Annotated in this window: 22 protein-coding genes; 18 read left to right on the top strand and 4 right to left on the bottom strand. The window is 57.3% G+C overall.

The window, feature by feature from the left end:
• The first annotated feature begins 69 nt into the window (after positions 1 to 69).
• Together cls and B0H98_RS05370 are read left to right on the top strand one after the other, a co-directional pair.
• On the top strand, positions 70 to 1488 hold the full coding sequence (gene cls, locus B0H98_RS05375; RefSeq protein ID WP_106374046.1) for a cardiolipin synthase: 1419 nt from the start codon (positions 70 to 72) through the stop codon (positions 1486 to 1488).
• Between the two features lie 51 nt (positions 1489 to 1539).
• Positions 1540 to 2457 (top strand): LysR substrate-binding domain-containing protein, encoded by a 918-nt coding sequence (locus B0H98_RS05370; protein ID WP_106374045.1) that lies wholly within the window; start codon positions 1540 to 1542, stop codon positions 2455 to 2457.
• A gap of 19 nt (positions 2458 to 2476) precedes the next feature.
• Here B0H98_RS05370 and B0H98_RS05365 read toward each other — a convergent pair whose 3' ends face one another.
• A complete protein-coding gene (locus tag B0H98_RS05365; RefSeq protein WP_106374044.1) occupies positions 2477 to 3574 on the bottom strand; it encodes a bifunctional nicotinamide-nucleotide adenylyltransferase/Nudix hydroxylase in 1098 nt (365 codons plus the stop codon).
• 154 nt (positions 3575 to 3728) lie between these two features.
• Here B0H98_RS05365 and B0H98_RS05360 point away from each other — a divergent pair, with 154 nt between their 5' ends.
• Complete coding sequence (locus B0H98_RS05360; RefSeq protein ID WP_106374043.1) at positions 3729 to 4667, top strand: YihY/virulence factor BrkB family protein; 939 nt, start codon at positions 3729 to 3731, stop codon at positions 4665 to 4667.
• Between the two features lie 73 nt (positions 4668 to 4740).
• Here the strand turns inward: B0H98_RS05360 and B0H98_RS05355 are convergent, their stop codons facing one another.
• The gene (locus tag B0H98_RS05355) at positions 4741 to 5691 is read right to left on the bottom strand and encodes a D-2-hydroxyacid dehydrogenase (RefSeq protein ID WP_106374042.1); all 951 of its coding nucleotides are present in this window, start codon (positions 5689 to 5691) and stop codon (positions 4741 to 4743) included.
• Positions 5692 to 5877: 186 nt separating this feature from the next.
• On the opposite strand from B0H98_RS05355, the gene B0H98_RS05350 reads away from it, so the two are divergent.
• From B0H98_RS05350 to B0H98_RS05290, 13 genes are all read left to right on the top strand, one after another.
• Complete coding sequence (locus B0H98_RS05350) at positions 5878 to 6153, top strand: FmdB family zinc ribbon protein (RefSeq protein ID WP_106374041.1); 276 nt, start codon at positions 5878 to 5880, stop codon at positions 6151 to 6153.
• Between the two features lie 62 nt (positions 6154 to 6215).
• Positions 6216 to 7997, top strand: a complete 1782-nt coding sequence (gene aspS, locus B0H98_RS05345) for an aspartate--tRNA ligase (protein ID WP_106374040.1) — start codon at positions 6216 to 6218, stop codon at positions 7995 to 7997.
• A gap of 87 nt (positions 7998 to 8084) precedes the next feature.
• Positions 8085 to 8636, top strand: coding sequence for a crossover junction endodeoxyribonuclease RuvC (gene ruvC, locus B0H98_RS05340; RefSeq protein WP_106374039.1), 552 nt, complete (start codon positions 8085 to 8087; stop codon positions 8634 to 8636).
• Between the two features lie 68 nt (positions 8637 to 8704).
• The gene (gene ruvA, locus B0H98_RS05335; protein WP_106374038.1) at positions 8705 to 9310 is read left to right on the top strand and encodes a Holliday junction branch migration protein RuvA; all 606 of its coding nucleotides are present in this window, start codon (positions 8705 to 8707) and stop codon (positions 9308 to 9310) included.
• Positions 9311 to 9358: 48 nt separating this feature from the next.
• Positions 9359 to 10396: a Holliday junction branch migration DNA helicase RuvB gene (gene ruvB / locus B0H98_RS05330; protein WP_106374037.1), complete on the top strand. Its 1038-nt coding sequence runs from the start codon at positions 9359 to 9361 to the stop codon at positions 10394 to 10396.
• The gene (gene ybgC / locus B0H98_RS05325; protein WP_106374036.1) at positions 10393 to 10791 is read left to right on the top strand and encodes a tol-pal system-associated acyl-CoA thioesterase; all 399 of its coding nucleotides are present in this window, start codon (positions 10393 to 10395) and stop codon (positions 10789 to 10791) included. Before ruvB ends, ybgC begins: the two co-directional genes overlap by 4 nt.
• 86 nt (positions 10792 to 10877) lie before the next feature.
• Positions 10878 to 11558 (top strand): protein TolQ, encoded by a 681-nt coding sequence (tolQ, locus tag B0H98_RS05320; RefSeq protein WP_018916114.1) that lies wholly within the window; start codon positions 10878 to 10880, stop codon positions 11556 to 11558.
• Positions 11559 to 11570: 12 nt separating this feature from the next.
• The gene (gene tolR / locus B0H98_RS05315) at positions 11571 to 12005 is read left to right on the top strand and encodes a protein TolR (RefSeq protein WP_106374035.1); all 435 of its coding nucleotides are present in this window, start codon (positions 11571 to 11573) and stop codon (positions 12003 to 12005) included.
• Positions 11998 to 13239, top strand: a complete 1242-nt coding sequence (gene tolA, locus B0H98_RS05310) for a cell envelope integrity protein TolA (RefSeq protein ID WP_106374234.1) — start codon at positions 11998 to 12000, stop codon at positions 13237 to 13239. The genes tolR and tolA overlap by 8 nt, the downstream gene beginning before the upstream one ends.
• On the top strand, positions 13239 to 14525 hold the full coding sequence (gene tolB / locus B0H98_RS05305) for a Tol-Pal system beta propeller repeat protein TolB (protein ID WP_106374034.1): 1287 nt from the start codon (positions 13239 to 13241) through the stop codon (positions 14523 to 14525). The genes tolA and tolB overlap by 1 nt, the downstream gene beginning before the upstream one ends.
• Positions 14526 to 14566: 41 nt before the next feature.
• Positions 14567 to 15112, top strand: a complete 546-nt coding sequence (pal, locus tag B0H98_RS05300) for a peptidoglycan-associated lipoprotein Pal (RefSeq protein ID WP_106374033.1) — start codon at positions 14567 to 14569, stop codon at positions 15110 to 15112.
• 64 nt (positions 15113 to 15176) lie between these two features.
• Entirely contained in the window at positions 15177 to 15974 is a 798-nt protein-coding gene (gene ybgF / locus B0H98_RS05295) for a tol-pal system protein YbgF (RefSeq protein ID WP_106374032.1), read from the top strand.
• A gap of 33 nt (positions 15975 to 16007) precedes the next feature.
• The gene (locus B0H98_RS05290) at positions 16008 to 16772 is read left to right on the top strand and encodes a YciK family oxidoreductase (protein WP_106374031.1); all 765 of its coding nucleotides are present in this window, start codon (positions 16008 to 16010) and stop codon (positions 16770 to 16772) included.
• 49 nt (positions 16773 to 16821) lie between these two features.
• On the opposite strand, the gene B0H98_RS05285 is transcribed toward B0H98_RS05290, so the two are convergent.
• On the bottom strand, positions 16822 to 17496 hold the full coding sequence (locus B0H98_RS05285; RefSeq protein WP_106374030.1) for an HAD family hydrolase: 675 nt from the start codon (positions 17494 to 17496) through the stop codon (positions 16822 to 16824).
• The gene (gene ubiG / locus B0H98_RS05280) at positions 17497 to 18240 is read right to left on the bottom strand and encodes a bifunctional 2-polyprenyl-6-hydroxyphenol methylase/3-demethylubiquinol 3-O-methyltransferase UbiG (protein WP_106374029.1); all 744 of its coding nucleotides are present in this window, start codon (positions 18238 to 18240) and stop codon (positions 17497 to 17499) included.
• A gap of 203 nt (positions 18241 to 18443) precedes the next feature.
• Between ubiG and B0H98_RS05275 the strand changes: the two genes are divergently transcribed.
• Entirely contained in the window at positions 18444 to 19736 is a 1293-nt protein-coding gene (locus tag B0H98_RS05275) for a nucleotide sugar dehydrogenase (RefSeq protein ID WP_106374028.1), read from the top strand.
• A gap of 9 nt (positions 19737 to 19745) precedes the next feature.
• Complete coding sequence (locus B0H98_RS05270) at positions 19746 to 20576, top strand: GumC domain-containing protein (protein ID WP_106374027.1); 831 nt, start codon at positions 19746 to 19748, stop codon at positions 20574 to 20576.
• The last annotated feature ends 33 nt before the right edge of the window (positions 20577 to 20609 follow it).

Here is a 20609-nt window from a genome sequence, read left to right as displayed (position 1 = left end):
CGGGGCTTCTGTGCATTTTGTTCAGTAAGACGTTTTGAAACGACTAATACGCTTGATGGGGAAGTGAGTATGGCTTCTTGGTTGCTAGGGACAGGCATTATGCTGATACACATTCTAGGAATGGTATCAGCCGTCATGGCGCTGATGTCGAGTCGAACATCGCAGGGCGCCATTGCATGGATCATTTCACTGTTCATCTTTCCCTATGTTGCCTTACCGGCTTACTGGTTTTTTGGCCGCCCGCGTTTTTACGGCTATGTAATGGCCCGTGGTGAGCGCGATAACGTGCTCAGACGTGTATTGGCGCGATACCAGGAGAGCACTCGGCCGTTTCTGGCGCCGCCTGCCAATTCCGATATTCAGGCCGTCGAGCAGTTGGCCATGATGCCGCTGACGCGCGGCAACAATGCCACGCTCTTGATAGATGGTGAAGCCACCTTTACCAGCCTGTTCGAGGGCATCGACAGGGCAGAGCACTACCTGCTGCTGCAGTTCTTTATCGTGCGTGACGATGCGCTCGGGCGCCGGCTTCACGCACATTTGCTGAAAGCGGCAAGAAGGGGCGTGCGCGTCTATTTTCTGTACGACGAAATAGGTAGCCGCAAGCTTGGCGAAGGCTACCTGAAGGAGCTTACCGCCGAGGATATCGCCGTCAGCCCATTTCGCTCTTCGCGTGGGTTCAAGCACCGTTTTCAGCTGAACTTTCGCAATCACCGCAAGATAGCCGTGATAGATGGCAAGCAGGGGTGGCTTGGCGGCTTCAATGTCGGCGTCGAGTATCTTGGGCAGAACCCCAAACACGGGCCCTGGCGGGATACCCACTTGATGTTGGAAGGACCAAGCGTACTTGGCCTCCAGGAGGCCTTCTGGGAAGATTGGCACTGGGCTACCGGTGAGGTTGCCAGCCTGAACTGGCAAGCCGAGAGCCATGCCGATACCGACCAGCACGTAGTGATTGTGCCTTCAGGCCCGGCTGACCGACAGGACACGGCCAGTCTGTTGATTCAGCAACTGATTCATAGTGCTACTCACCGGTTATGGGTTACCAGCCCCTATTTTGTCCCCGACCAGGGCGTTCAGGACGCTTTGCGACTGGCCGCCATGCGTGGTATCGATGTACGCGTCATGATTCCAGAGCGGCCGGATCATCTGCTGGTCTTTCTATCTGCCTTTTCGTTCTTGCCCGACATGTTGAAAGCAGGCGTAAAAATATACCGTTATCTTCCTGGATTTCTTCACCAAAAAATCATGCTGATCGATAACGACGCAGCAACTGTCGGCACGGTAAACCTGGACAATCGTTCGTTTCGCCTGAATTTCGAGATTACCGCGTTCATTCCGAGCACCACGTTTGCAGAAGAAGTGCATCACATGCTGGAAAAGGATTTTGCGCAATGCCGGCGTGTTACGGTAGATGAAATTCAAAAGCGGCCTTTATGGAAAAAAGTGGTATCAAGAGCCGCTTACTTGATGTCTCCCATACAATAAGCAGTGGTTGAACAATGCAAAAACACGCTATGAAGGGCAGAGGAGTGTGAGGTGAATCTTGAAACAAAATGGCTTGAAGATTTCGTAGCACTTGCCAATACCCGAAGCTTTTCGGCATCCGCCCGGCAACGCCACGTTACCCAGCCGGCATTCAGTCGGCGCATTCGTGCCCTGGAACAGGCCATTGGCGTCACCCTGGTTGATCGTTCCACCACGCCGGTCGGGCTTACCTCTGAAGGCCAGCTATTTCTGGTCACTGCGCGCAATCTCGTCGAGCAGCTCAACGAATCATTGAGCCACCTGCGCGGACTTTCCATTGCCAACGAGGCGCTGGATATCGTCGCCGCCCATTCGCTGGCACTCAGCTTCTTTCCGCCCTGGATCTCGCGTCTTCAGAAGGGCTTGGGCGAGCTGCCCACGCGTCTGGTCGCCATGAACGTGGGCGAGGCCATTCACGTACTGCGTGAAGGCAACTGCGATCTCATGCTGGCTTATTATGATCCTTTTGCCACCATGCAGCTGGATGCAGAAGTGTTTCCTTCCTTCTCGATCGGCAAGGTCAATATGCTGCCGGTATCACTGCCTGATGAAAACGGAAAACCCTGTTTTTCGCTGCAAGGTGACGCGTCAATTCCCTATCTGGCCTATACCCAAGGCGCTTTTCTAGGCCGAAGCGTGCGCATGTTGCTGAAAAACGACCCGCTACGCATGAAACTGCGCACCGTTTATGAAACCGCCATGGCGGAAGGTCTGAAAGGAATGGTGCTTCAGGGCATAGGAGCTGCCTGGATACCGGATTTCTGCATTCGTGAAGAGCTCAAGAGCGGACGTCTGGTCAGGGCGGGCGACGAAAGTTGGGATATTCCGCTGGAAATTCGTCTTTACCGCTGCTCGCTGGTCCATAAGCCGGGCGTCGAGAAGCTTTGGCGGCAGATGATGAAACTTCCGCGAGACTTCTTGCAGGCTTAGCCTTGGCACGCAAGGTTGCCTAAGACGATGAGCCAAAATCGGCGGGCAGGCCCAGAAAGTTCTGAATGATAAAGAAGTGATCTTCAAACAGGCTGTCGGGTTCAAGGTCTGCCAGTGCCACCCAACGAGCCTCATCTGCGCCTTTTACCGGTTTCAAGCGAGGCAATTGCTGGTCCGGGCGGAGGGCAAAATAGAAGGCTTCGGCAAGCGTACGGCCACGCCAGCTGCGGTGCGGCTCATCGAATAGTTGCCGTCCGCGTAACGAGCCCTTCAATACGGGTTCCGGGACCTTGAGACGCAGCCGCTCTCTCAATTCGCGCATGCAGGCATCGAGCAAGCGTTCATGGGGGTTGATGAAGCCGCCGGGAAGGGCGTAAAGGCCCTTTCCAGGTGCTGCATTGCGGCGTACAAGCAGTACATGCCCGGATTGAACGACCACTGCATTGACCGTCACAAAAATGGGCGGGTAGGGCGCATGAGCCCAGGCCTTACGATATTGATCCAGCAGCGTCTGCTCTTCAAGAAGCTGGCAATAAGCATCGCTGTGATGGAATTCATTCACGCTACTCGCGACGCCAGGCGGCAGGTCGTGGGAGGCCCCGGTGCTCAGGTAGTCGCTCGCCGCGCTTTCCGAGTGGAACAGCCGCTCGCGGATCTGACCGGACGAGATGCCCTCGACCAGCGGCACGCTGACTGACTCCCACTGGGGGAAAAGCGACAGGTAGTAGCTCGATTGGCCACGACCCGCTCCGATCAAGCCTATCCTTGGAAGACGCGCATTGGCCGGTATCGCCAAATCACGTACTTTGCGCTGCACGTCGCGCACCCATACGTCATCGTTATACAGCGCATCCAGCAGTGGCGTGATTTCCAAGCGCTGGTTATCGGCATCATCAAACATCGAGCGGATCATTACCTGACGCTCATCAAACCGCCAAGGGTTACGCAGTGAGCGTGCCTGCCAGGCCGACCCTACCAGTACAATGACCTGCCGCGCTTGATTCAGCGCTTCGCGAAGAACCGCCAGGTGCCCCAGGTGAGGCGGCTGAAAGCGCCCAATAAACACCAAACAGTCAAAGGCGTAGGCAGGCGTTGAGCAGTTGGCGTCAGAAGCCATGGTGCCTCCTTGAATGCTTGATAGAGTAAACACGCTATTATGGAGGTGAAGACAATAGCGCGCAATGTGATCAGGGCTGCGCACCCGGCCCGCATTCGGTATGCTGTCAGGCAGTCACAAGAAAGACGCTAACGAACAACTCAAGGGAATGATTATGCTGAAAAAACACCTCACTTTCTGGTGGAAGGTCGTTCAGGACGCTATATCGCTTTGGCTGGAACGCAATGCATTCAGCTATGCAGGCTCACTGGCGTTCTATACGCTTTTCTCACTGGCGCCGACCATCATTATCGCTGTGACGGTTATCGGTATAGTGCTGGGTGAAGACGCCGCTCAGGGCCAGATCGTGGCTCAATTGCAGGGGTCGCTGGGGGTAGATGTAGCGTCTGCCATCGAAGGAGCCGTTGCGCAGTCACGCATTGAGGAGTCAGGCCTGCTGCCGACTCTTCTTGGGTTCGGCGCACTTTTAGTGGGGGCAACTACTGTGTTCGCTCAGATGCAGTTCTCCTTGAACACTATTTGGGGCGTCACTGCCAAACCTACCAGCAATAGCATGTTCATCTTTATCAAGACTCGACTGCTATCGCTTACCGTGGTGCTTTCCATCGGATTTATCTTGCTGGTCTCGCTGATTCTTGGCGTAGCGCTGCGCGGCATGCTGCAGGTAGCCAATGATATTCTGCCGCTGGCGAGTTACTTCACCACGATTCTCGAATCCCTTATTTCTCTTGGCGTAGTGGTTTTGCTGTTTGCGACTATCTTCAAGGTACTGCCGGATGTCGTGCTGCGCTGGCAAGACGTATTTATCGGAGCGGTGGTTACCGCCGTACTGTTTACCATCGGCCGCAATCTGATTGCCATCTACCTTGCCTATACCGCTACGGCGTCCACCTATGGCGCTGCGGGCTCGGTAGTAATGGTGCTGCTGTGGGTCTACTACTCGTCACTGATCCTGCTGTTTGGTGCTGCATTTACCCGTTCCCTGCTGTTACGCCGGGGAAGAAAGCTGATCCCACGCAACAGCGCGGTACTGATCCGCCAGGAAATTCTCGAAGCTGAAAAACCCGTTCCCAAACATGGAAACGAGTTCTAATACCGAGTGGGCCCCGCGCAGGCGCGGGTAACCCATGCAGAGGTTTGAGGGGTCGAGTCGACCTGCCGGCTGATCAGGCTGAGTGCGCTGCCTCTTTCCACTGGGCAATATTATCGGCCGTCAGCGCAATGATGTTCTGGCGTGCTTCGGGCGTAATCCAGGCATTATGGGGAGTCACGATCAGGTTCAGCGGTTCGGCAAGCGCATCCAGCAAAGGATGCCCATCGCGCGGCGGTTCGGCTGGAAGAACGTCGACCGCCAGGCCGCCGATGCTGCCCTGACGCAACGCGTCGAGTGCGGCTTCTTCATCAATGATGCCTCCGCGCGCGCAGTTTATGACCAGCAGCGATGACTTGGCGGCCCGCAGGCGATCTTGATTGATCAGGTGCTTGGTATCTGCATTAAGCGGACAGTGCAGGCTGATGATATCGGCCTCGGGCATCAGTTCATCCAGGGACGGGCGGGAATCATTGGCCTCGTTGCCCGGTCGCGCTGCAAAGGTGACCTGCATGCCGAAGGCTTCTGCCAGGCGGGCAACCTCGGAGCCGAGCTCGCCTTGGCCAACCATGACAAGACGCTTGCCGGCCAGCTGTAGCGTGGGGTGATCCTGCAGGCAGAAGAACTCGCTGCGCTGCCAGGCGCCGCTCGCCACCTCACGCTGGTACTGCGGAAGACGGTTGGCCAGCGTCAGCATCAGCATCAAGGTATGCTGAGATACGCTGGCAGTACCGTAGGCGGTGACGTTCTTGACGCTGATGCCAAGCGCCTTTGCGGCATCTAGGTCGATATTGTTAAGCCCCGTGGCCATGACGCATATCAAGCGTAGCTTGGGCAGTTGCTTCAGCGTCTCGGCATCCAGTACTACTTTATTGACCAGCGCAATGTCGGCATCGGCCAGACGCTCCAGGGCCTCCTGGGTAGAGCTTTGATCGTGCACATCGAGTTGGGTCACCGCGCCTTTTATCGCGCTTAAATCAATCTGCGGACCCATGCTCTTGGCATCCAGCATCACGGCGTGAAGCATTTTATTCTCTCCAGTTATGGCCGAGGAGCAGTTAGCCTTGCTCGGCAGGGGGCACAAAAGGGTATAATATTGCCGCTTGATCAACCGCAGCCTTGGATTTTATCTCGACAGGCCACATATTCGCAGCTGGCTGCGTTTATATCCGCCAATATCCTGTCGTTGTTGAGCTTTTCAGGAGTTATCAACATGCCTATCTATGAATATGAGTGCAAGGCCTGCGGCCATCGCATGGAAAAATTGCAGAAAATCAGCGCGGCTCCGTTAACCGAGTGCCCCGCGTGCCGCCAGGATGACCTGGCACGACTCGTATCCGCTGCCGGTTTTCGCCTGGCGGGTGGTGGTTGGTATGAAACCGATTTTAAAACGGGAAGCAAGAAGAACCTGGCCGCTGATGCCAAGGGAACCACTTCCACTACCAGCGCCAAGAGTGACACTACTTCCAAGTCAAAAGGCGCCGCCTAGCGGGCGCTGAGCCTAACCGGCTCGTGACACCTTATTTGCCACGTAACAGAACAGGATTTGACATGCGCAGCCATTATTGCGGCCAGCTAAACGAGACACTGGTGGATCAAACGGTCACCGTTTGCGGATGGGTACATCGTCGCCGCGATCACGGTGGGGTAATTTTCCTCGATATGCGTGACCGCGATGGTATTGCCCAGTTTGTGGTAGACCCGGATACTGCCGAAGCGTTTGCGACTGCCGACCGCGCCCGCGGTGAATATGTTCTGCGTATTACCGGTCGCGTACGACTGCGTCCTGAAGGCACCCAGAACCCCAACATGCCCACCGGCATGATCGAGATACTGGCCAAGGAAGTGGAAGTGCTCAACACGGCCGCCACGCCTCCGTTCCAGCTCGATGAGCACGGCAAGGTAGGTGAGGAAGTACGCCTGAAGCATCGCTATATCGATCTGCGTCGTCCGGACATGATCGAAAAACTGCGTCTGCGTTCGCGTATCTCTCATACCGTTCGCGCGTTCCTGGAAAATCAGGGGTTTCTGGATATCGAAACGCCCATCCTGACCCGCGCAACCCCTGAAGGCGCCCGCGACTATCTGGTACCCAGCCGTACCCATGCCGGCAACTTCTTTGCACTGCCGCAGTCGCCGCAGCTGTTCAAGCAACTTTTGATGGTGGCCGGTTTTGACCGCTACTACCAGATTGCCAAATGCTTCCGCGACGAAGATCTGCGTGCTGACCGCCAGCCTGAATTTACCCAGATCGATATCGAAGCCTCTTTCGTTGAAGAAGACGACATCATGGGTATTACCGAAGCCATGATCCGTCAGCTTTTCCAGGAAGTGCTCAACGTCGAACTGCCGGAATTCCCGCGCATGACCTGGCAGGAAGCCATGGACCGCTTCGGCTCCGACAAGCCGGACCTGCGTATTCCGCTTGAGCTGACCGACGTTGACGATCTGATGAAACAGGTCGATTTCAAGGTTTTCTCAGGCCCTGCCAGCGCTGATGATGGCCGGGTAGCCGCACTTAAAGTGCCGGGCGGTGCCAAGCTTTCGCGTAAGGAAATCGACGAATACACCAAGTTCGTGGGTATCTATGGCGCCAAAGGCCTGGCCTGGATCAAGGTCAACGAGCGCGCCAAGGGGCTTGATGGGCTACAGTCGCCTATCGTCAAGTTCATGGAAAACATCGTCGAGGAGCTCCTTGATCGTCTAGGCGCCGAAGATGGCGATATCATCTTCTTCGGTGCCGACAAGACCCGTATCGTCAACGAAGCGATTGGCGCGCTGCGCGTCAAGCTGGGTGCGGATCTTGATCTTTACACCCAAAGCTGGGCGCCGCTGTGGGTTGTCGACTTCCCGATGTTCGAAGCCGACGATAATGGCCGCTTGAGCCCGCTCCACCACCCGTTTACTGCGCCTTCCTGCTCGCCGGAAGAGCTCAAGGCTGACCCGGCGAAAGCGCTTTCACGTGCCTACGACATGGTACTGAACGGCACCGAGCTGGGTGGTGGCTCCATTCGTATTCACAACCAGGCCATGCAAAGCACGGTGTTCGAGATTCTGGGCATTGGTGAAGAGGAAGCCCAAGAGAAGTTTGGCTTCCTGCTGGACGCGCTTCAGTACGGCGCGCCGCCCCATGGTGGCCTGGCCTTCGGCCTGGACCGTCTGGTCATGCTGATGGTCGGGGCCAAGACCATCCGTGAAGTCATTGCGTTCCCGAAAACCCAGAGTGCCGCCTGCTTGATGACAGACGCACCGGGCGAGGTCAGCCCTGACCAGTTGAAGGATCTGAACATCCGGTTACGTCAAAAGGCAAAGCCTGAAGCGGCTAGCGAGTAACGTCGCCGGCTGACAGGCCGCCGATTGCTGAAAACACCGACGCTCCGGCGTCGGTGTTTTTGTATGGTAAAAGTGAGTACACGCGTCATGGATGGAACACAAGCCACACTACCGGTACGTATTCTCGGGATCGATCCGGGCTCGCGTATTACCGGCTATGGAGTCATCGATCTCAATGGAGTGAAGCCAAGCTATGTTTCCAGCGGCTGCATTCGCACCTCCGATGGCCCGCTCGAGCAGCGTCTGGCTCAGATTTACGCAGGATTAAGTGAAGTTGTCGGCCTGTACAAACCCACGGATACGGCCATCGAGCGGGTTTTCATGTCGAAGAACGTTGATTCAGCACTCAAGCTTGGCCAGGCCCGGGGAGCGGCGCTGGTCTGTATGGCCAATCACGGCCTGGGCGTTGCCGAATACGCGGCACGCCGTATCAAGGAGGCAGTGACCGGACAGGGCGGTGCCGACAAGCTCCAGGTTCAGCATATGGTAACGGCGCTGCTCAAGCTTTCCGCTACGCCTCAGGCGGATGCCGCCGATGCGCTGGCCATCGCGCTCACCCACGCTTATTCACGTAACGGTCTGCCCGCAACGTCGAGTGGACGCAGCCGGCGCGCCTCTACCGGGCGCTGGCGGCTGTAACGACTACTGGTCACCTGTACAGAGTAGCATTATAGTAAACGCCTGTTTTTACTATCGCGAGCGTATTTATGATTGGACGTCTGAGTGGCTATCTGCTGGAAAAACAACCGCCTTGGGTCGTGATTGACGTTCATGGCGTAGGCTATGAGCTTGAAGCCTCGATGAATACGCTGATATCGCTGCCCGCAGTGGGGGAAAGCACCTCGCTTTATACCCATTTGACCATTCGCGATGATGCTCACCTGCTTTACGGCTTTGCCCGTGAGCATGAGCGGGCGCTATTCCGAGCGCTGATCAAGGTGAACGGTGTGGGGCCCAAGCTCGCTCTGGCTATTCTCTCCGGCATGGATGAGGACGCCTTCATGCGCTGCGTGCGTGACGACGACAGCAAGGCACTGACCAAGCTCCCCGGAGTAGGCAAGAAGACCGCCGAACGGCTTATCATCGAAATGCGCGACCGCTTCCCCGAGTGGGAAAATGGTTCATACGCGCCACTGCCGCTGGAGGCCGCCAACGGCCGCCCTGTGCGCAACAGCCTGGCTGACGCCGAGTCCGCCCTGGTCAGCCTGGGTTACAAGCTGACCGAAGCCAGCAAGATGCTGGCCGACCTTGACCCCCAGCAGCCCACAGAAGCCTTGATCAAGGCCGCGCTGACGCGTCGCATGAACGGCTGATGAGGCCCGTCGCACGGTATAGACCGCCCGTATTAAAGAAGAGCATTTATGTTAGAACATGACCGGTTGATAGCGGCTGAACCAGAGCAGGGTGAAGGGCGGATCGACTATGCCATTCGCCCCAAGCGTCTTGAAGACTATATCGGCCAGCCGCGCGTCCGCGAGCAGTTGGAGATATTCATCGGCGCGGCCCGGCTACGCGAAGAAAGCCTTGATCACACCTTGGTATTTGGCCCGCCGGGGCTGGGTAAGACCACGCTTGCCAATATTATTGCCACGGAAATGGGCGTGGGCCTCAAGTCCACCTCCGGGCCCGTGCTTGAGCGTGCCGGCGACCTGGCCGCCATGCTGACCAATCTTGAACCCGGCGATGTGTTGTTCATCGATGAGATTCATCGGCTTTCCCCGGCGGTCGAAGAAGTGCTGTACCCGGCCATGGAGGATTTTCAGCTCGATATCATGATTGGGGAAGGGCCCGCGGCGCGCTCCATCAAGCTGGACCTGCCGCGTTTTACGTTGGTCGGGGCTACCACGCGGGCGGGACTTTTAACCTCGCCGCTGCGCGACCGCTTCGGCATCGTGCAGCGCCTGGAGTTCTACAGCCTTGATGAGCTGACCGAAATCGTTACCCGTTCGGCGCGCCTGTTGGGTGTGGAGACCAGTCACGAAGGCGCCGTGGAGGTAGCTCGTCGCTCTCGCGGCACCCCGCGTATCGCCAACCGCTTGCTGCGCCGGGTGCGCGACTATGCGGAGATAAAAGGCGATGGCACGGTCGATGTTGCTCTCGCTGACGCGGCGCTGAACATGCTCAACGTGGACCACTACGGCCTGGACCATATGGATCGCCGCCTGTTGCTGGCCATGATCGACAAGTTCGAAGGTGGTCCGGTAGGGGTCGATTCGCTCTCCGCGGCCATTGGCGAAGAGCGCAACACCATTGAAGATGTGATCGAACCCTACCTGATTCAACAGGGCTTGATGATGCGTACCCCCCGAGGCCGCACGGTCACCCGCCAGGCCTGGCTGCACTTCAACCGTGTTCCCAACGAGCACTCGGTCGACATGGAAGGAGAGCGCCGCCCGTGAGCGTTTCGTTTTCGCTACCCGTACGTGTTTACATGGAAGATACTGACGCCGGTGGTATTGTCTACTACGTTAACTATCTGAAGTTTATGGAGCGGGCGCGCAGCGAATGGCTGCGTGAGTTAGGACTTGATCAGCAAACGTTACTAGACGAAGGCACGCAGCTGGTGGTATATCGCTTAGCCTGTCACTATGCAAAGCCCGCACGGCTGGATGAGGCATTGAGCGTTACGGCCCGTATCACCGAGACCGGTCGTTGCCGGGTGACGTTTGAACAGCGTGTAGAGCGGGGCGAGGAACTCCTCTGCAGCGCGACAGTCGAGATAGCCTGCCTGGATGCAAAACGCCTGCGGCCTAAAGCCTGGCCCGCAGCCTTTCAGGCAGGGTTAACCACTTAACCGCGGTTTCATAACCGGAAACCACCACTTAGTCGGCCATGGCCGGCGTTAATAGATTGATGAGGGCACCTGTGAACGATAACACCATGTCCATCCCACACCTGATAATGAATGCCAGCGTCGTAGTACAGCTGGTGATGCTACTGCTGGTGGTGGGGTCAATCCTGTCCTGGGTGGTGATCTTTCAGCGTAGTATCGCGCTACGCCGTGCCAAGCAGGAGTACAACCAGTTCGAAGAGTCGTTCTGGTCAGGTGTCGATTTAAACGAACTCTATCGCGAAATCCCGGCCGACGACCCGCGCCACGGCGCCGAGCATATCTTTCAGGCCGGCTTTCGCGAGTTCAACCGCCTGATGCCCAAGACCCGCAACGCCGACACCGTCCTGGAAGGCGTACAGCGCAGCATGCGCGTTGCCTGGTCGCGTGAAGAAGACCGTCTGACCCAGCACCTGGTGTTCTTGGCAACGGTCGCTTCAGCAAGCCCCTATATCGGCCTGTTTGGTACCGTCTGGGGTATCATGGGGTCTTTCCAGTCGCTTTCCATGACTCAGCAGGCAACGCTTGCAACCGTCGCGCCCTGGATTGCCGAGGCGCTGATTGCCACGGCGATGGGTCTGTTTGCGGCCATTCCTGCGGTCATTTTCTACAATCGTCTCTCCAATAACGCGTCTCGCCTGCTCGGCAAATACGAAGACTTCGCCGAAGAGTTTCACGCGATCTTGCACCGTAACCTGCAAGGCCGCGATGGCAAGCCTAGCGCCAGTTAAGGGGAGTACGCCATGCAAGGTCCATTCAATCGCAGTAATAAAAGCAAGCCGATGGGGGAAATCAACGTCGTTCCCTTTATCGACGTCATGCTGGTACTGCTGGTCATCTTCATGATTACGGCGCCCATGCTGACACAAGGGGTTCAGGTTGACCTGCCTCAGGTGTCTTCCGAGCCTATCGATACTCAGGACAGCGATCCGATCATCATTTCGGTCGATCGTGATGGCGGCTACTTCATTACTCTGGGTGAAGACTCGACACCGGTGTCACTCGACCAGATGTCCGAGCGCGTAGGCGCCATACTTCAGCGCCGCCCGGGTACGCCGGTAATGGTGCGGGGCGACCGGAATGTGCAATACGGTCAGATCGTGCTGCTGATGAGCACGCTTCAACGCTCCGGTGTGGCCAATGTGGGCCTGCTTTCAGAGCCGCCGCAAGATGGTTAAGGGCAAGACACAGATAGTCGCCGATGCGCCTCGGGATCCACAGGATGTGGGTTACACGCTACCCGTCATCCTCGCGGTGGCCGTGCATCTGGCTATTATAATTTTTAGCCTGGTCAACTGGCCCAGTCACTCGGTCGAGCCGGATTCGTCTTCCATCGTGCAGGCTACTTTTGTCAGTACCGAAACCTTCACGGATCAAGCGCAGCAGGTGACCGAGCAGCAGGCCGCCATGAACAGCGCCACTGAACCCGTTGAGGAGCCGCAGGTAAGCGCACCGGAAGTGGCAGAACCCGAGCCAGAACCAGAGCCCCAGCAGGATAACCAGGCACAGCAGCAAGCGGCTGAAGAGGCTGCCCGCCAGGCTGCTCAGGCGGAGGCCGAAGCATTGGCCGAGGCCCAGGCCGCCGCCGAAGCAGATGCTCAGCGGCGCGCTGTAGAAGCCGAGCGCCAGGCCCAGGAGCAAGCCGCACAAGCACAGGCCCGCGAAGCAGAAGCGGAGGCTCAGCGCCAACGTGAAGCCGAAGCCCAGCGTGCTCGAGAGCAGGCGGAAGCGGAAGCCGAAGCGCAACGTGAAGCCGAAGCTCAGCGCGCGAAAGAACAGGCAGAAGCCGAAGCCAAGCGTGAAGCCGAAGCGGCAGCCGAGCGCGAACGTGAAGCGCAAGAGCAGCGGGAGGCAGAAGCTGAAGCTGAACGTCAGCGCGAAGCGGAAGCCGCCAAAGCGCGTGAAGAGGCGGCAGCACAGGCCCGTCGTGAAGCCGAGGCTGAAGCGCAGCGTGAGCGGGAAGCAGCGGCCGAACGTGAGCGTGAAGCCGAAGCCCAGCGCCAACGCGAAGCTGAGGCTGAGCGCCAGCGCAAAGCAGCGGCGGAAGCAGCAGAGGCGGCCATGCAACGCCAACTGGCAGGGGAGGCCGAAGCCGCCGCCAATGCCCAGCAGGCTCAACAGGCGGCCAACAGCTTTATCAATATAGTACGCCGTGCTGTAGAACAGGCCTGGTTGATCCCGCCTGGAGCAAGCAATTCACTGAATGCTACGATTCAGATACGCTTGGGCCCATCGGGAGAGCTGCTTGCGGCATCGGTTGCGACATCAAGTGGTGACAGTGCTTTTGATCGGTCTGCTATACAGGCTGTTGAACAGGCTGCCCCGTTCAGCGAATTGAGAGATTTGCCAGCGGATCAGCAGCGAAACTTACGTCAAATCAATCTGCGATTTACCCCGGGGGATGTTCGCTGATGCAAATATTGAGCAAAGTGTGGTTATTCTGCGCGCTGCTATTCATTAGCAGTACGGCAAGTGCCCAGCTAACCATTGAAATTACACGTGGCAGTGACCAGGCCGTACCAATCGGGGTGGTGCCTTTTGCGGGCGCCGAAGGCATGTCGGAAGATATCGCCCAGATTGTACAGGACGACCTTGAACGCAGCGGACTGTTCGAACCGCTCGAGCGCAGCGCCATGTTCGAAAAACCAAGCCAGGCTGAAGAAGTCGAGTTTGGTACCTGGCGCTCGCTTGACGTGCGTTATCTGGTTGTCGGTCGCGCCCAACAATCCGGCAACGGTTATCAGCTGCAGTTTGAACTGATGGACATCAGCGGTCAGCGCCGCATGATTGGTGAAACCGTCACCGCCAATGCCAACGACCTGCGTGGTGCCGCTCACTACATAAGCGACCAGGTGTTTGAAGCGATCACCGATATTCGCGGTGCCTTCTCGACCAGCATTGCCTATATCACGGCGCAGGGGCTTGGCGACAACATGCAGTTCGGCCTCTACATTTCCGATGCCGATGGTCATAACAGCCAGCAGGTATTGACTTCGGATCAGCCGATCATGTCGCCCGCCTGGTCGCCGGATGGCCGTAAACTTGCCTATGTATCCTTTGAAAGTGAGCGCCCGGCCATCTATATTCAGGATGTAGCCACCGGCCAGCGTGTGCAGGCAACGTCGTTCGAGGGTATCAACGGCGCGCCGGTATGGTCCCCGGATGGGCGCCGCATTGCCATGTCACTGTCCAAGGATGGCCAACCGGAAATCTACGTGATGGATATCGGTAGCCGCTCTGTCGAACAGCTGACCAATAGCAACAGTATCGATACCGAGCCCGCCTGGTCGCCGGATGGCCGTAGCCTGCTGTTCACGTCTGACCGCAGCGGTGGTCCACAGATTTACCAGTATTCGCTGGGCAGTGGCGAAACCAAACGTGTGACGTTTACCGGTAATTACAATGCCCGGGCACGTTATTCTCCGGATGGCGATCAGATCTTTTTGATCCATCGTTCAAGCCGCGGATATCAGGTAGCACGTCAAGATCTGGACGGTGGACGTCTGGTCGTACTAAGTGATTCAACAAGAGATGAATCTCCTAGTGTTGCGCCGAACGGGACCATGGTAATCTTCGCTACCCAACAGGGTAACAACGGGGTGCTGAGTGCCGTTTCTGCCGATGGGCGGTCGTCATTCCGGCTTCCTGCAGCACAAGGTGATGTGCGAGATCCCGCATGGTCACCATTTTTAAATTGATGATAAATGGCAATTATTTCTTTCAGGCAAGGAGTCTGATTATGCAACTTAAGCCGTTGGCTCGCTCATTGGCAGTAGCATTATCCATCGTTGTAATCGCGGGCTGTTCCAGCACCGGCGGAACCCAAGATGGCGATTCTTATGGCAGCCAGGATGGCAGCAGCATGGGTGCAGGCACTTCAGGTGCCGGTACTAGCGGTCAGTATGGTTCCACTACTGGTTCAGGCTCGGGCGCTGGTCAGCAGGCTGACTCGCGTATTCCTGAAGTTCGCACCATTTACTTCGATTACGATCGTGACAGCATCAAGAGCGAATACGAGTCTGCGGTAATGGCGCATGCGCGTTATCTGCGTGCCAACCCGAACGCCCAGGTTGTACTGCATGGCCACACCGACGAGCGCGGTACCCGTGAGTACAACATGGCACTGGGTGAGCGTCGTGCCCGTGCGGTTCAGCGTTTCCTGAACATTCAGGGTGTATCTCCTTCGCAAATGAGCGTTGTGAGCTACGGTGAAGAGCGCCCGGCCGCTAGCGGTCAGACTGAAAGCGCCTACTCACAAAACCGTCGTGTCGTGTTTAACTACTGATAGTATTTAACTACTGATATCGCCGGTGTGCTCAAGGCATGCCGGTGTTATCTATGGAGTTGTCATGAATCACAGTCTCAAACGCTTTTTTGAGAGGCTGTGCGGTGCGGGAGCCTTAGTGCTCCCGCTGTCCGTATTGCCCCTTGTAGCGGTCGCCCAGCAGCCGCTCGTGCAAGATCTTTCTTCCGGTGGCTCCAGCGGTTTCTACCAGCAGACTCAGCGCCAGGAGCCCTCCAGCGGCAATCTTGTGCTGTTCAATCAGGTAGAAGAGCACCAGCAGGAAATTCAGCAGCTGCGCGGCCAGATTGAAGAACTTCGCCACCAGCTTGAACAATTGAAGCGTCAGTCCCAGCAGCAGTATCTAGATATCGAAGACCGCTTGATGAACAGCAGCTCGACCACCCAGATCGAGCAGGCGACACCCCAGGTCGAACCTGAAGCGGCGCAGGAGGTGGTGAACGCGCCGTCGACGCGTAACGTCAGCGAAGATGCCCAGGCGGACTATCAAGCCGCCTTTGCCCACGTACAGGCGCGCCGCTTTGATGAAGCGATCAAGGCGTTTGAAGCCTTTGTCGCAGCCCATCCCGACAGTAGCCTGGCCGCTAACGGTCACTACTGGCTGGGCGAGCTTTATGCGGCAGAAGGACAGTTGAGCGAAGCCGACACGGCGTTCAGCCGTGTCATCGAAGAGTTCAACGGCAGCAGCAAGGTACCCGATGCCCTCTATAAACTGGGCTTGGTGAAGGCGCGCCAGGGCGAGGCCGAACAGAGCCGGGAACTGCTCGAACAGGTACGTGATGATTACCCGCAAAGCAGTGCCGCCGGACTTGCCAACGATTTTCTTCGTCAATCGGCTGGCTAACAACGTATTGAACGTGTGCATTCAGGAAATAGCATGAGCTGTAAAATCGACTATCAAGCACCTGCCGATCTGCTTGAAAACCGAATTGTCCTGGTCACTGGAGCGGGTGACGGTATTGGCCGTACGGCGGCATTAAGCTATGCACGCCACGGCGCAACAGTCATTCTGCTGGGCCGGACCATCGAAAAACTCGAGCGCGTCTACGATGAAATCGAAGCAGCGGGTGGGCCTCAGCCGGCAATTTTTCCGCTTAATTTCGAAGGCGCAACGCTTCACGATTTTGATGAAATGGCCAGAACGCTGGATAAAGAGTTTGGCCGACTGGACGGCCTTCTGCACAATGCCGGACTACTGGGCCGTATAACGCCTTTCGATCAGTACGATCCTGAGCTCTGGGAACAGGTCATGCAGGTCAACATCAACGGGCCAATCTGGATGACCCAGGCGCTGCTGCCGTTGCTGCAAAACGCCGATGACGCCTCCATCATCTTTACGTCATCAAGCGTTGGTCGAAAAGGGCGGGCCTACTGGGGCGCCTATTCGGTATCCAAGTTCGCAACAGAAGGGTTTGTCGAGGTACTGGCTGATGAGCTGGAAAGCCAGCCGAACCTTCGCGTCAACACCCTGAACCCCGGCGCTACGCGTACTCAAATGCGGCAAAGCGCCTACCCCGGTGAAGACCCGGCCACGCTGCGTACCCCTGAAGACATAATGCCCACCTATTTATGGCTGATGGGGGCTGATAGCGCCGGTGTCAGCGGGCAGAAATTCGATGCCCAGCCGCCGCGTCAAAGCTGACATCGGCGGTGGTTGCTCAGGCCGTCGCGCCTGAGCAACCCGATGGATCCTACCTGTCTTTGTGAAAGCCCTCGAGAGCCGCCACCAGCGCCTGACACTCTTCAAACCATAGATCCGCCGGCCACTGCTGGTAATCGTCCTCTTCGCTGACATACCCATAGCCGACGGCCACGGCGGTCATGCCAGCGGCCTTGGCGGCCTGCATGTCTCGAACGTGATCACCTACATACCAGCATTCGCTGGGCGCAACACCCAGTCGGCGTGCGGCTTCCCACAAGGGCTCCGGGTGAGGTTTCTTGACGCTCAGGTCATCGGCACACAGTAGTGCGCCCGGCAATAGCGCCAGCGCCTCAAGCAGGGGCTCAGTGTACACGCGAGGCTTGTTGGTCACGATTCCCCAAGGCCGCTGATCGGCATGCCAGTTTTCAAGCCACCGATCAAGCGGCGCAAACACCCGGCTATCGACAGCAACCGCCTGTGCGTAGCTATCCAGCAGAAACTGGCGCGCCGCATCGTGTTCGGGCGCGCCGTGCTCGAGCCCCAGCGCCAGCGTTACCAGCGCGCTTCCACCATTGGATACCTGGCGGCGAATCTGCTCATAAGGCAGTGGTGCCAGCCCGTGGTGTTCGCGCAAGGCGTTGGTTGCTCTTGCCAAATCGGGCGCGGTATCCACCAGGGTCCCATCAAGATCGAACAGTATGGCAAGCGGGGCAGTCGTTGCCATTTATTGGCTCACTTTACGGCAGTACATCATGTAATTGACCGAGACATCATTGGCAACCAGCCGGTAACGGCGGGTAAGAGGGTTGTAGGTCAAGCCCGTCTGTTCGCGTACCTGCAGACCGGCATCGCGTGACCAGGCAGCCATTTCAGATGGCCGAATGAACTTGGCGTAGTCGTGCGTGCCGCGAGGAAGCAGCTTAAGCACGTACTCAGCGCCAAGAATGGCAAAGGCATAGGATTTGGGCGTACGGTTAAGCGTCGAGAAGAACACATAACCGCCAGGGCGTACTAACGCGCAGCAGGCACGAATCACCGACGCCGGATCAGGTACGTGTTCAAGCATCTCCATGCAGGTGACAACATCAAAGTGGCCTGGCTGCTCGACAGCCAATGCTTCAACGCTCACTTTTCGATACTCCACGGACACGCCGCTCTCTTGAGCGTGGAGCCGGGCGACGCCCAGCGGCGCTTCCCCCAGGTCAATCCCGGTAACGGTTGCCCCGCGATGCGCCATGGACTCACTCAGTATGCCGCCACCGCAGCCCACATCGAGCACCTTCTTGCCGGCAAGACCGGCCCGCGCATCGATAAAGTCCAGGCGCAAGGGGTTGATATCATGCAGCGGCTTGAATTCGCTTTTCGGGTCCCACCAGCGGCTGGCAAGTGCTTCAAATTTAGCAACTTCTGCCACATCGACATTGTCTTGGTAGCGTCCAGCAGTGCTATCCTGAGGTGTCGCTTGCATGTATTGACTCCCATGGTCGGTAAGCGATGGATGGTTTTTTCATCCAGCCAGTTAATTGGCGTCAAGTGGCGAGTGGCATCCACTCAATCGTTGAGTATTATGGGCATTCTAACCACTCCTGGGTCAGAACGCATAAAAAGGACCATTGTATGAATTTTATGGCGATACCTTCTCGCTTTCCCGACGCACAAGGAGCCCGTTAGATGCGCGTATTACTTTATGGAAGCGAGCTGAGTGCCGCAACAGCCGCCGCCGCCCTTGCCTGGGTGGGGCACCAGGTGGAGTGGTTGCCCCATGAAAGCGCACCTTGGTCAAGCCTTTCCCAGGTGGATTGGCTGCGCCGTGAGCCTGAATTGATGCCGCATATTCAGCAGGCCCTGGCCGATAACACGCTAAGGCTGATCGACACGATAGATGAAGCTGAAACTGCCGATGTCATCTGGCTTGCGCTATCCCCCGGCCAGCGCCATTCGGCAAGCGAACTACTCCAAGCGCCGGGCCTGCCCGCACAGCACGGTGCCGTACTGGTTAACAACTCGACGTTCCCGGTCGGTGAAACCGAGCGGCTGCACGACCTGATGAAAGCGCAGCACAGCAGCGTAGCATTGCCGGATACGCTTGAAGAAGGGCGCGCCTGGGCATCGTTCACCCGACCAACGCGCTGGCTGCTGGGGTGTGACGATGCCAAGGGAGAGCAGGTGGTGCGTGAGCTGCTGCGTGCGTTCAATCGCCGCCAGGAAGTGTTTCAACCCATGCCCCGGCGTGCGGCCGAGCTTACCAAGCTTGCCATCAACGGCATGCTGGCCACGCGCATCAGCTACATGAATGAAATTGCCGGTCTTGCCGACACACTGGGAGTGGATGTCGAACACGTGCGCCAAGGCATGGGCGCCGATACGCGCATCGGCTTTGAATACCTGTACCCGGGCTGCGGGTTTGGCGGGCCCAATTTCTCCCGTGACTTGATGCGCCTGGCAGACGTTCAGTCCAAGAGCGGGCGCTACTCGGCCCTGCTTGAGCAGGTCATGGACATCAACGAACATAAAAAGGAGACCCTGTTTCGCAAGCTGTGGGCCCACTTCGAAGGCGAGCTTTCGGGCAAGACCGTGGCTATCTGGGGTGCTGCCTTCAAACCGGGAACGGCGCGCATTGATCATGCGCCGGTTCTTACGCTGCTTGAAGCACTCTGGGCTCAGGGGGCCAAGGTAAGACTGCATGACCCGGCGGCCATCAGCGCCCTGCACCAGGTTGTGGGTCAGCGCGATGATCTGCAAACCTTCGATCAGGACCCTTACCAGGCCTGTGAAGGGGCCGATGCGTTGATGCTGGTGACCGAGTGGAAATCCTATTGGAATCCGGATTGGCATCGCCTGGCATCGCTGCTTAGCGCCAAGCTGGTGTTGGACGGTAGAAATATCTACGATCCGGCGTTTGTTGCCAGCTGCGGGTTAACGTACCGTGGTATTGGTCGCCGCGCTGACCCTACGTCTTTTTGAGGAAACTCCATGCCCAATTCGACGCCATCTCAACGCATTGTTCCAGATGTGGATCAAAGCTTGACGGCTCATCATCTACGTCATCGCAAGGGGCCAGCCGTATGGCCGCTATGGCTTGCCGTTCTCATACTCTTTGGCCTTCTGGCGGCAGTGTCCGCGGCGGCTTGGTTTGAGCGTGGGCGGTTGATGGATGAGCTGCACCGGGTAAGCGGGGAAGCTTCCAATGTCCACGCCCGGCTCGATTCGGGCGATACTGATGTGCAAGATACCATCGCGTTTGTGCAAGCCCAGATGACAACGCTATTTCAAGAGCAAGAGCAGTTGTCTATCGCCCTGACAAATACCCGAGAAGATATCTATGGCGTGCTGACCGACAGCCAGGAACAGGTATCCAGCGATACGCTGGACCGGATAAACGCACGAATGGATGCTTTCGAGGGGCAGGCTGAGCTGCGCGACCGCCAGTTGGCAGCGCTTCGCACTTCGTTGGATACACTGGAAAAGGCCGGTACCTCAGGCAGACAAAACCTGATCGAAGAGGTCGAACACCTGAAGCAGCTTACCTCTCAGCAGCTGGCTTCATTGGAAAGTGCGTCGAGTGCGCTACGTCAATCGGTTGAAGAGCAGATCAGCGCTCAGAATGATAACGTCAGTGAGCGTTTTAATATGCTGGAAACCGGGCTGGATACGCTACAGTTAGAGACAGCATCGGCGCAGGAAGATCAAGTAGCTGACATAGAAGCACAGCTGAGTCAGCGTATTGCAGGGATTGAAAGCGATGTTCGCCAGCTGCGCCAAGCTCAACTGGCGTTTAGCGCCCAGATCGAGATGCTCAGATAAGTGTCAGGGTTTTAAAACAGCCATGAGTCGCTG

The organism is Vreelandella songnenensis (genome assembly GCF_003002925.1).
Lineage (GTDB): Bacteria > Pseudomonadota > Gammaproteobacteria > Pseudomonadales > Halomonadaceae > Vreelandella > Vreelandella songnenensis.
The sequence above is the reverse complement of the archived record's forward strand: the minus strand, read 5'-3'. Positions and strand labels throughout refer to the sequence as shown.

Coding starts and splice junctions, on each gene's coding strand:
- cls (WP_106374046.1), top strand. CDS start 70: ATGGCTTCTTGGTTGCTAGGGACAGGCATTATGCTGATACACATTCTA.
- B0H98_RS05365 (WP_106374044.1), bottom strand. CDS start 3,574: ATGGCTTCTGACGCCAACTGCTCAACGCCTGCCTACGCCTTTGACTGT.
- B0H98_RS05360 (WP_106374043.1), top strand. CDS start 3,729: ATGCTGAAAAAACACCTCACTTTCTGGTGGAAGGTCGTTCAGGACGCT.
- B0H98_RS05355 (WP_106374042.1), bottom strand. CDS start 5,691: ATGCTTCACGCCGTGATGCTGGATGCCAAGAGCATGGGTCCGCAGATT.
- B0H98_RS05350 (WP_106374041.1), top strand. CDS start 5,878: ATGCCTATCTATGAATATGAGTGCAAGGCCTGCGGCCATCGCATGGAA.
- aspS (WP_106374040.1), top strand. CDS start 6,216: ATGCGCAGCCATTATTGCGGCCAGCTAAACGAGACACTGGTGGATCAA.
- ruvC (WP_106374039.1), top strand. CDS start 8,085: ATGGATGGAACACAAGCCACACTACCGGTACGTATTCTCGGGATCGAT.
- ruvA (WP_106374038.1), top strand. CDS start 8,705: ATGATTGGACGTCTGAGTGGCTATCTGCTGGAAAAACAACCGCCTTGG.
- ruvB (WP_106374037.1), top strand. CDS start 9,359: ATGTTAGAACATGACCGGTTGATAGCGGCTGAACCAGAGCAGGGTGAA.
- tolQ (WP_018916114.1), top strand. CDS start 10,878: ATGTCCATCCCACACCTGATAATGAATGCCAGCGTCGTAGTACAGCTG.
- tolR (WP_106374035.1), top strand. CDS start 11,571: ATGCAAGGTCCATTCAATCGCAGTAATAAAAGCAAGCCGATGGGGGAA.
- tolA (WP_106374234.1), top strand. CDS start 11,998: ATGGTTAAGGGCAAGACACAGATAGTCGCCGATGCGCCTCGGGATCCA.
- tolB (WP_106374034.1), top strand. CDS start 13,239: ATGCAAATATTGAGCAAAGTGTGGTTATTCTGCGCGCTGCTATTCATT.
- pal (WP_106374033.1), top strand. CDS start 14,567: ATGCAACTTAAGCCGTTGGCTCGCTCATTGGCAGTAGCATTATCCATC.
- ybgF (WP_106374032.1), top strand. CDS start 15,177: ATGAATCACAGTCTCAAACGCTTTTTTGAGAGGCTGTGCGGTGCGGGA.
- B0H98_RS05290 (WP_106374031.1), top strand. CDS start 16,008: ATGAGCTGTAAAATCGACTATCAAGCACCTGCCGATCTGCTTGAAAAC.
- B0H98_RS05285 (WP_106374030.1), bottom strand. CDS start 17,496: ATGGCAACGACTGCCCCGCTTGCCATACTGTTCGATCTTGATGGGACC.
- ubiG (WP_106374029.1), bottom strand. CDS start 18,240: ATGCAAGCGACACCTCAGGATAGCACTGCTGGACGCTACCAAGACAAT.
- B0H98_RS05275 (WP_106374028.1), top strand. CDS start 18,444: ATGCGCGTATTACTTTATGGAAGCGAGCTGAGTGCCGCAACAGCCGCC.
- B0H98_RS05270 (WP_106374027.1), top strand. CDS start 19,746: ATGCCCAATTCGACGCCATCTCAACGCATTGTTCCAGATGTGGATCAA.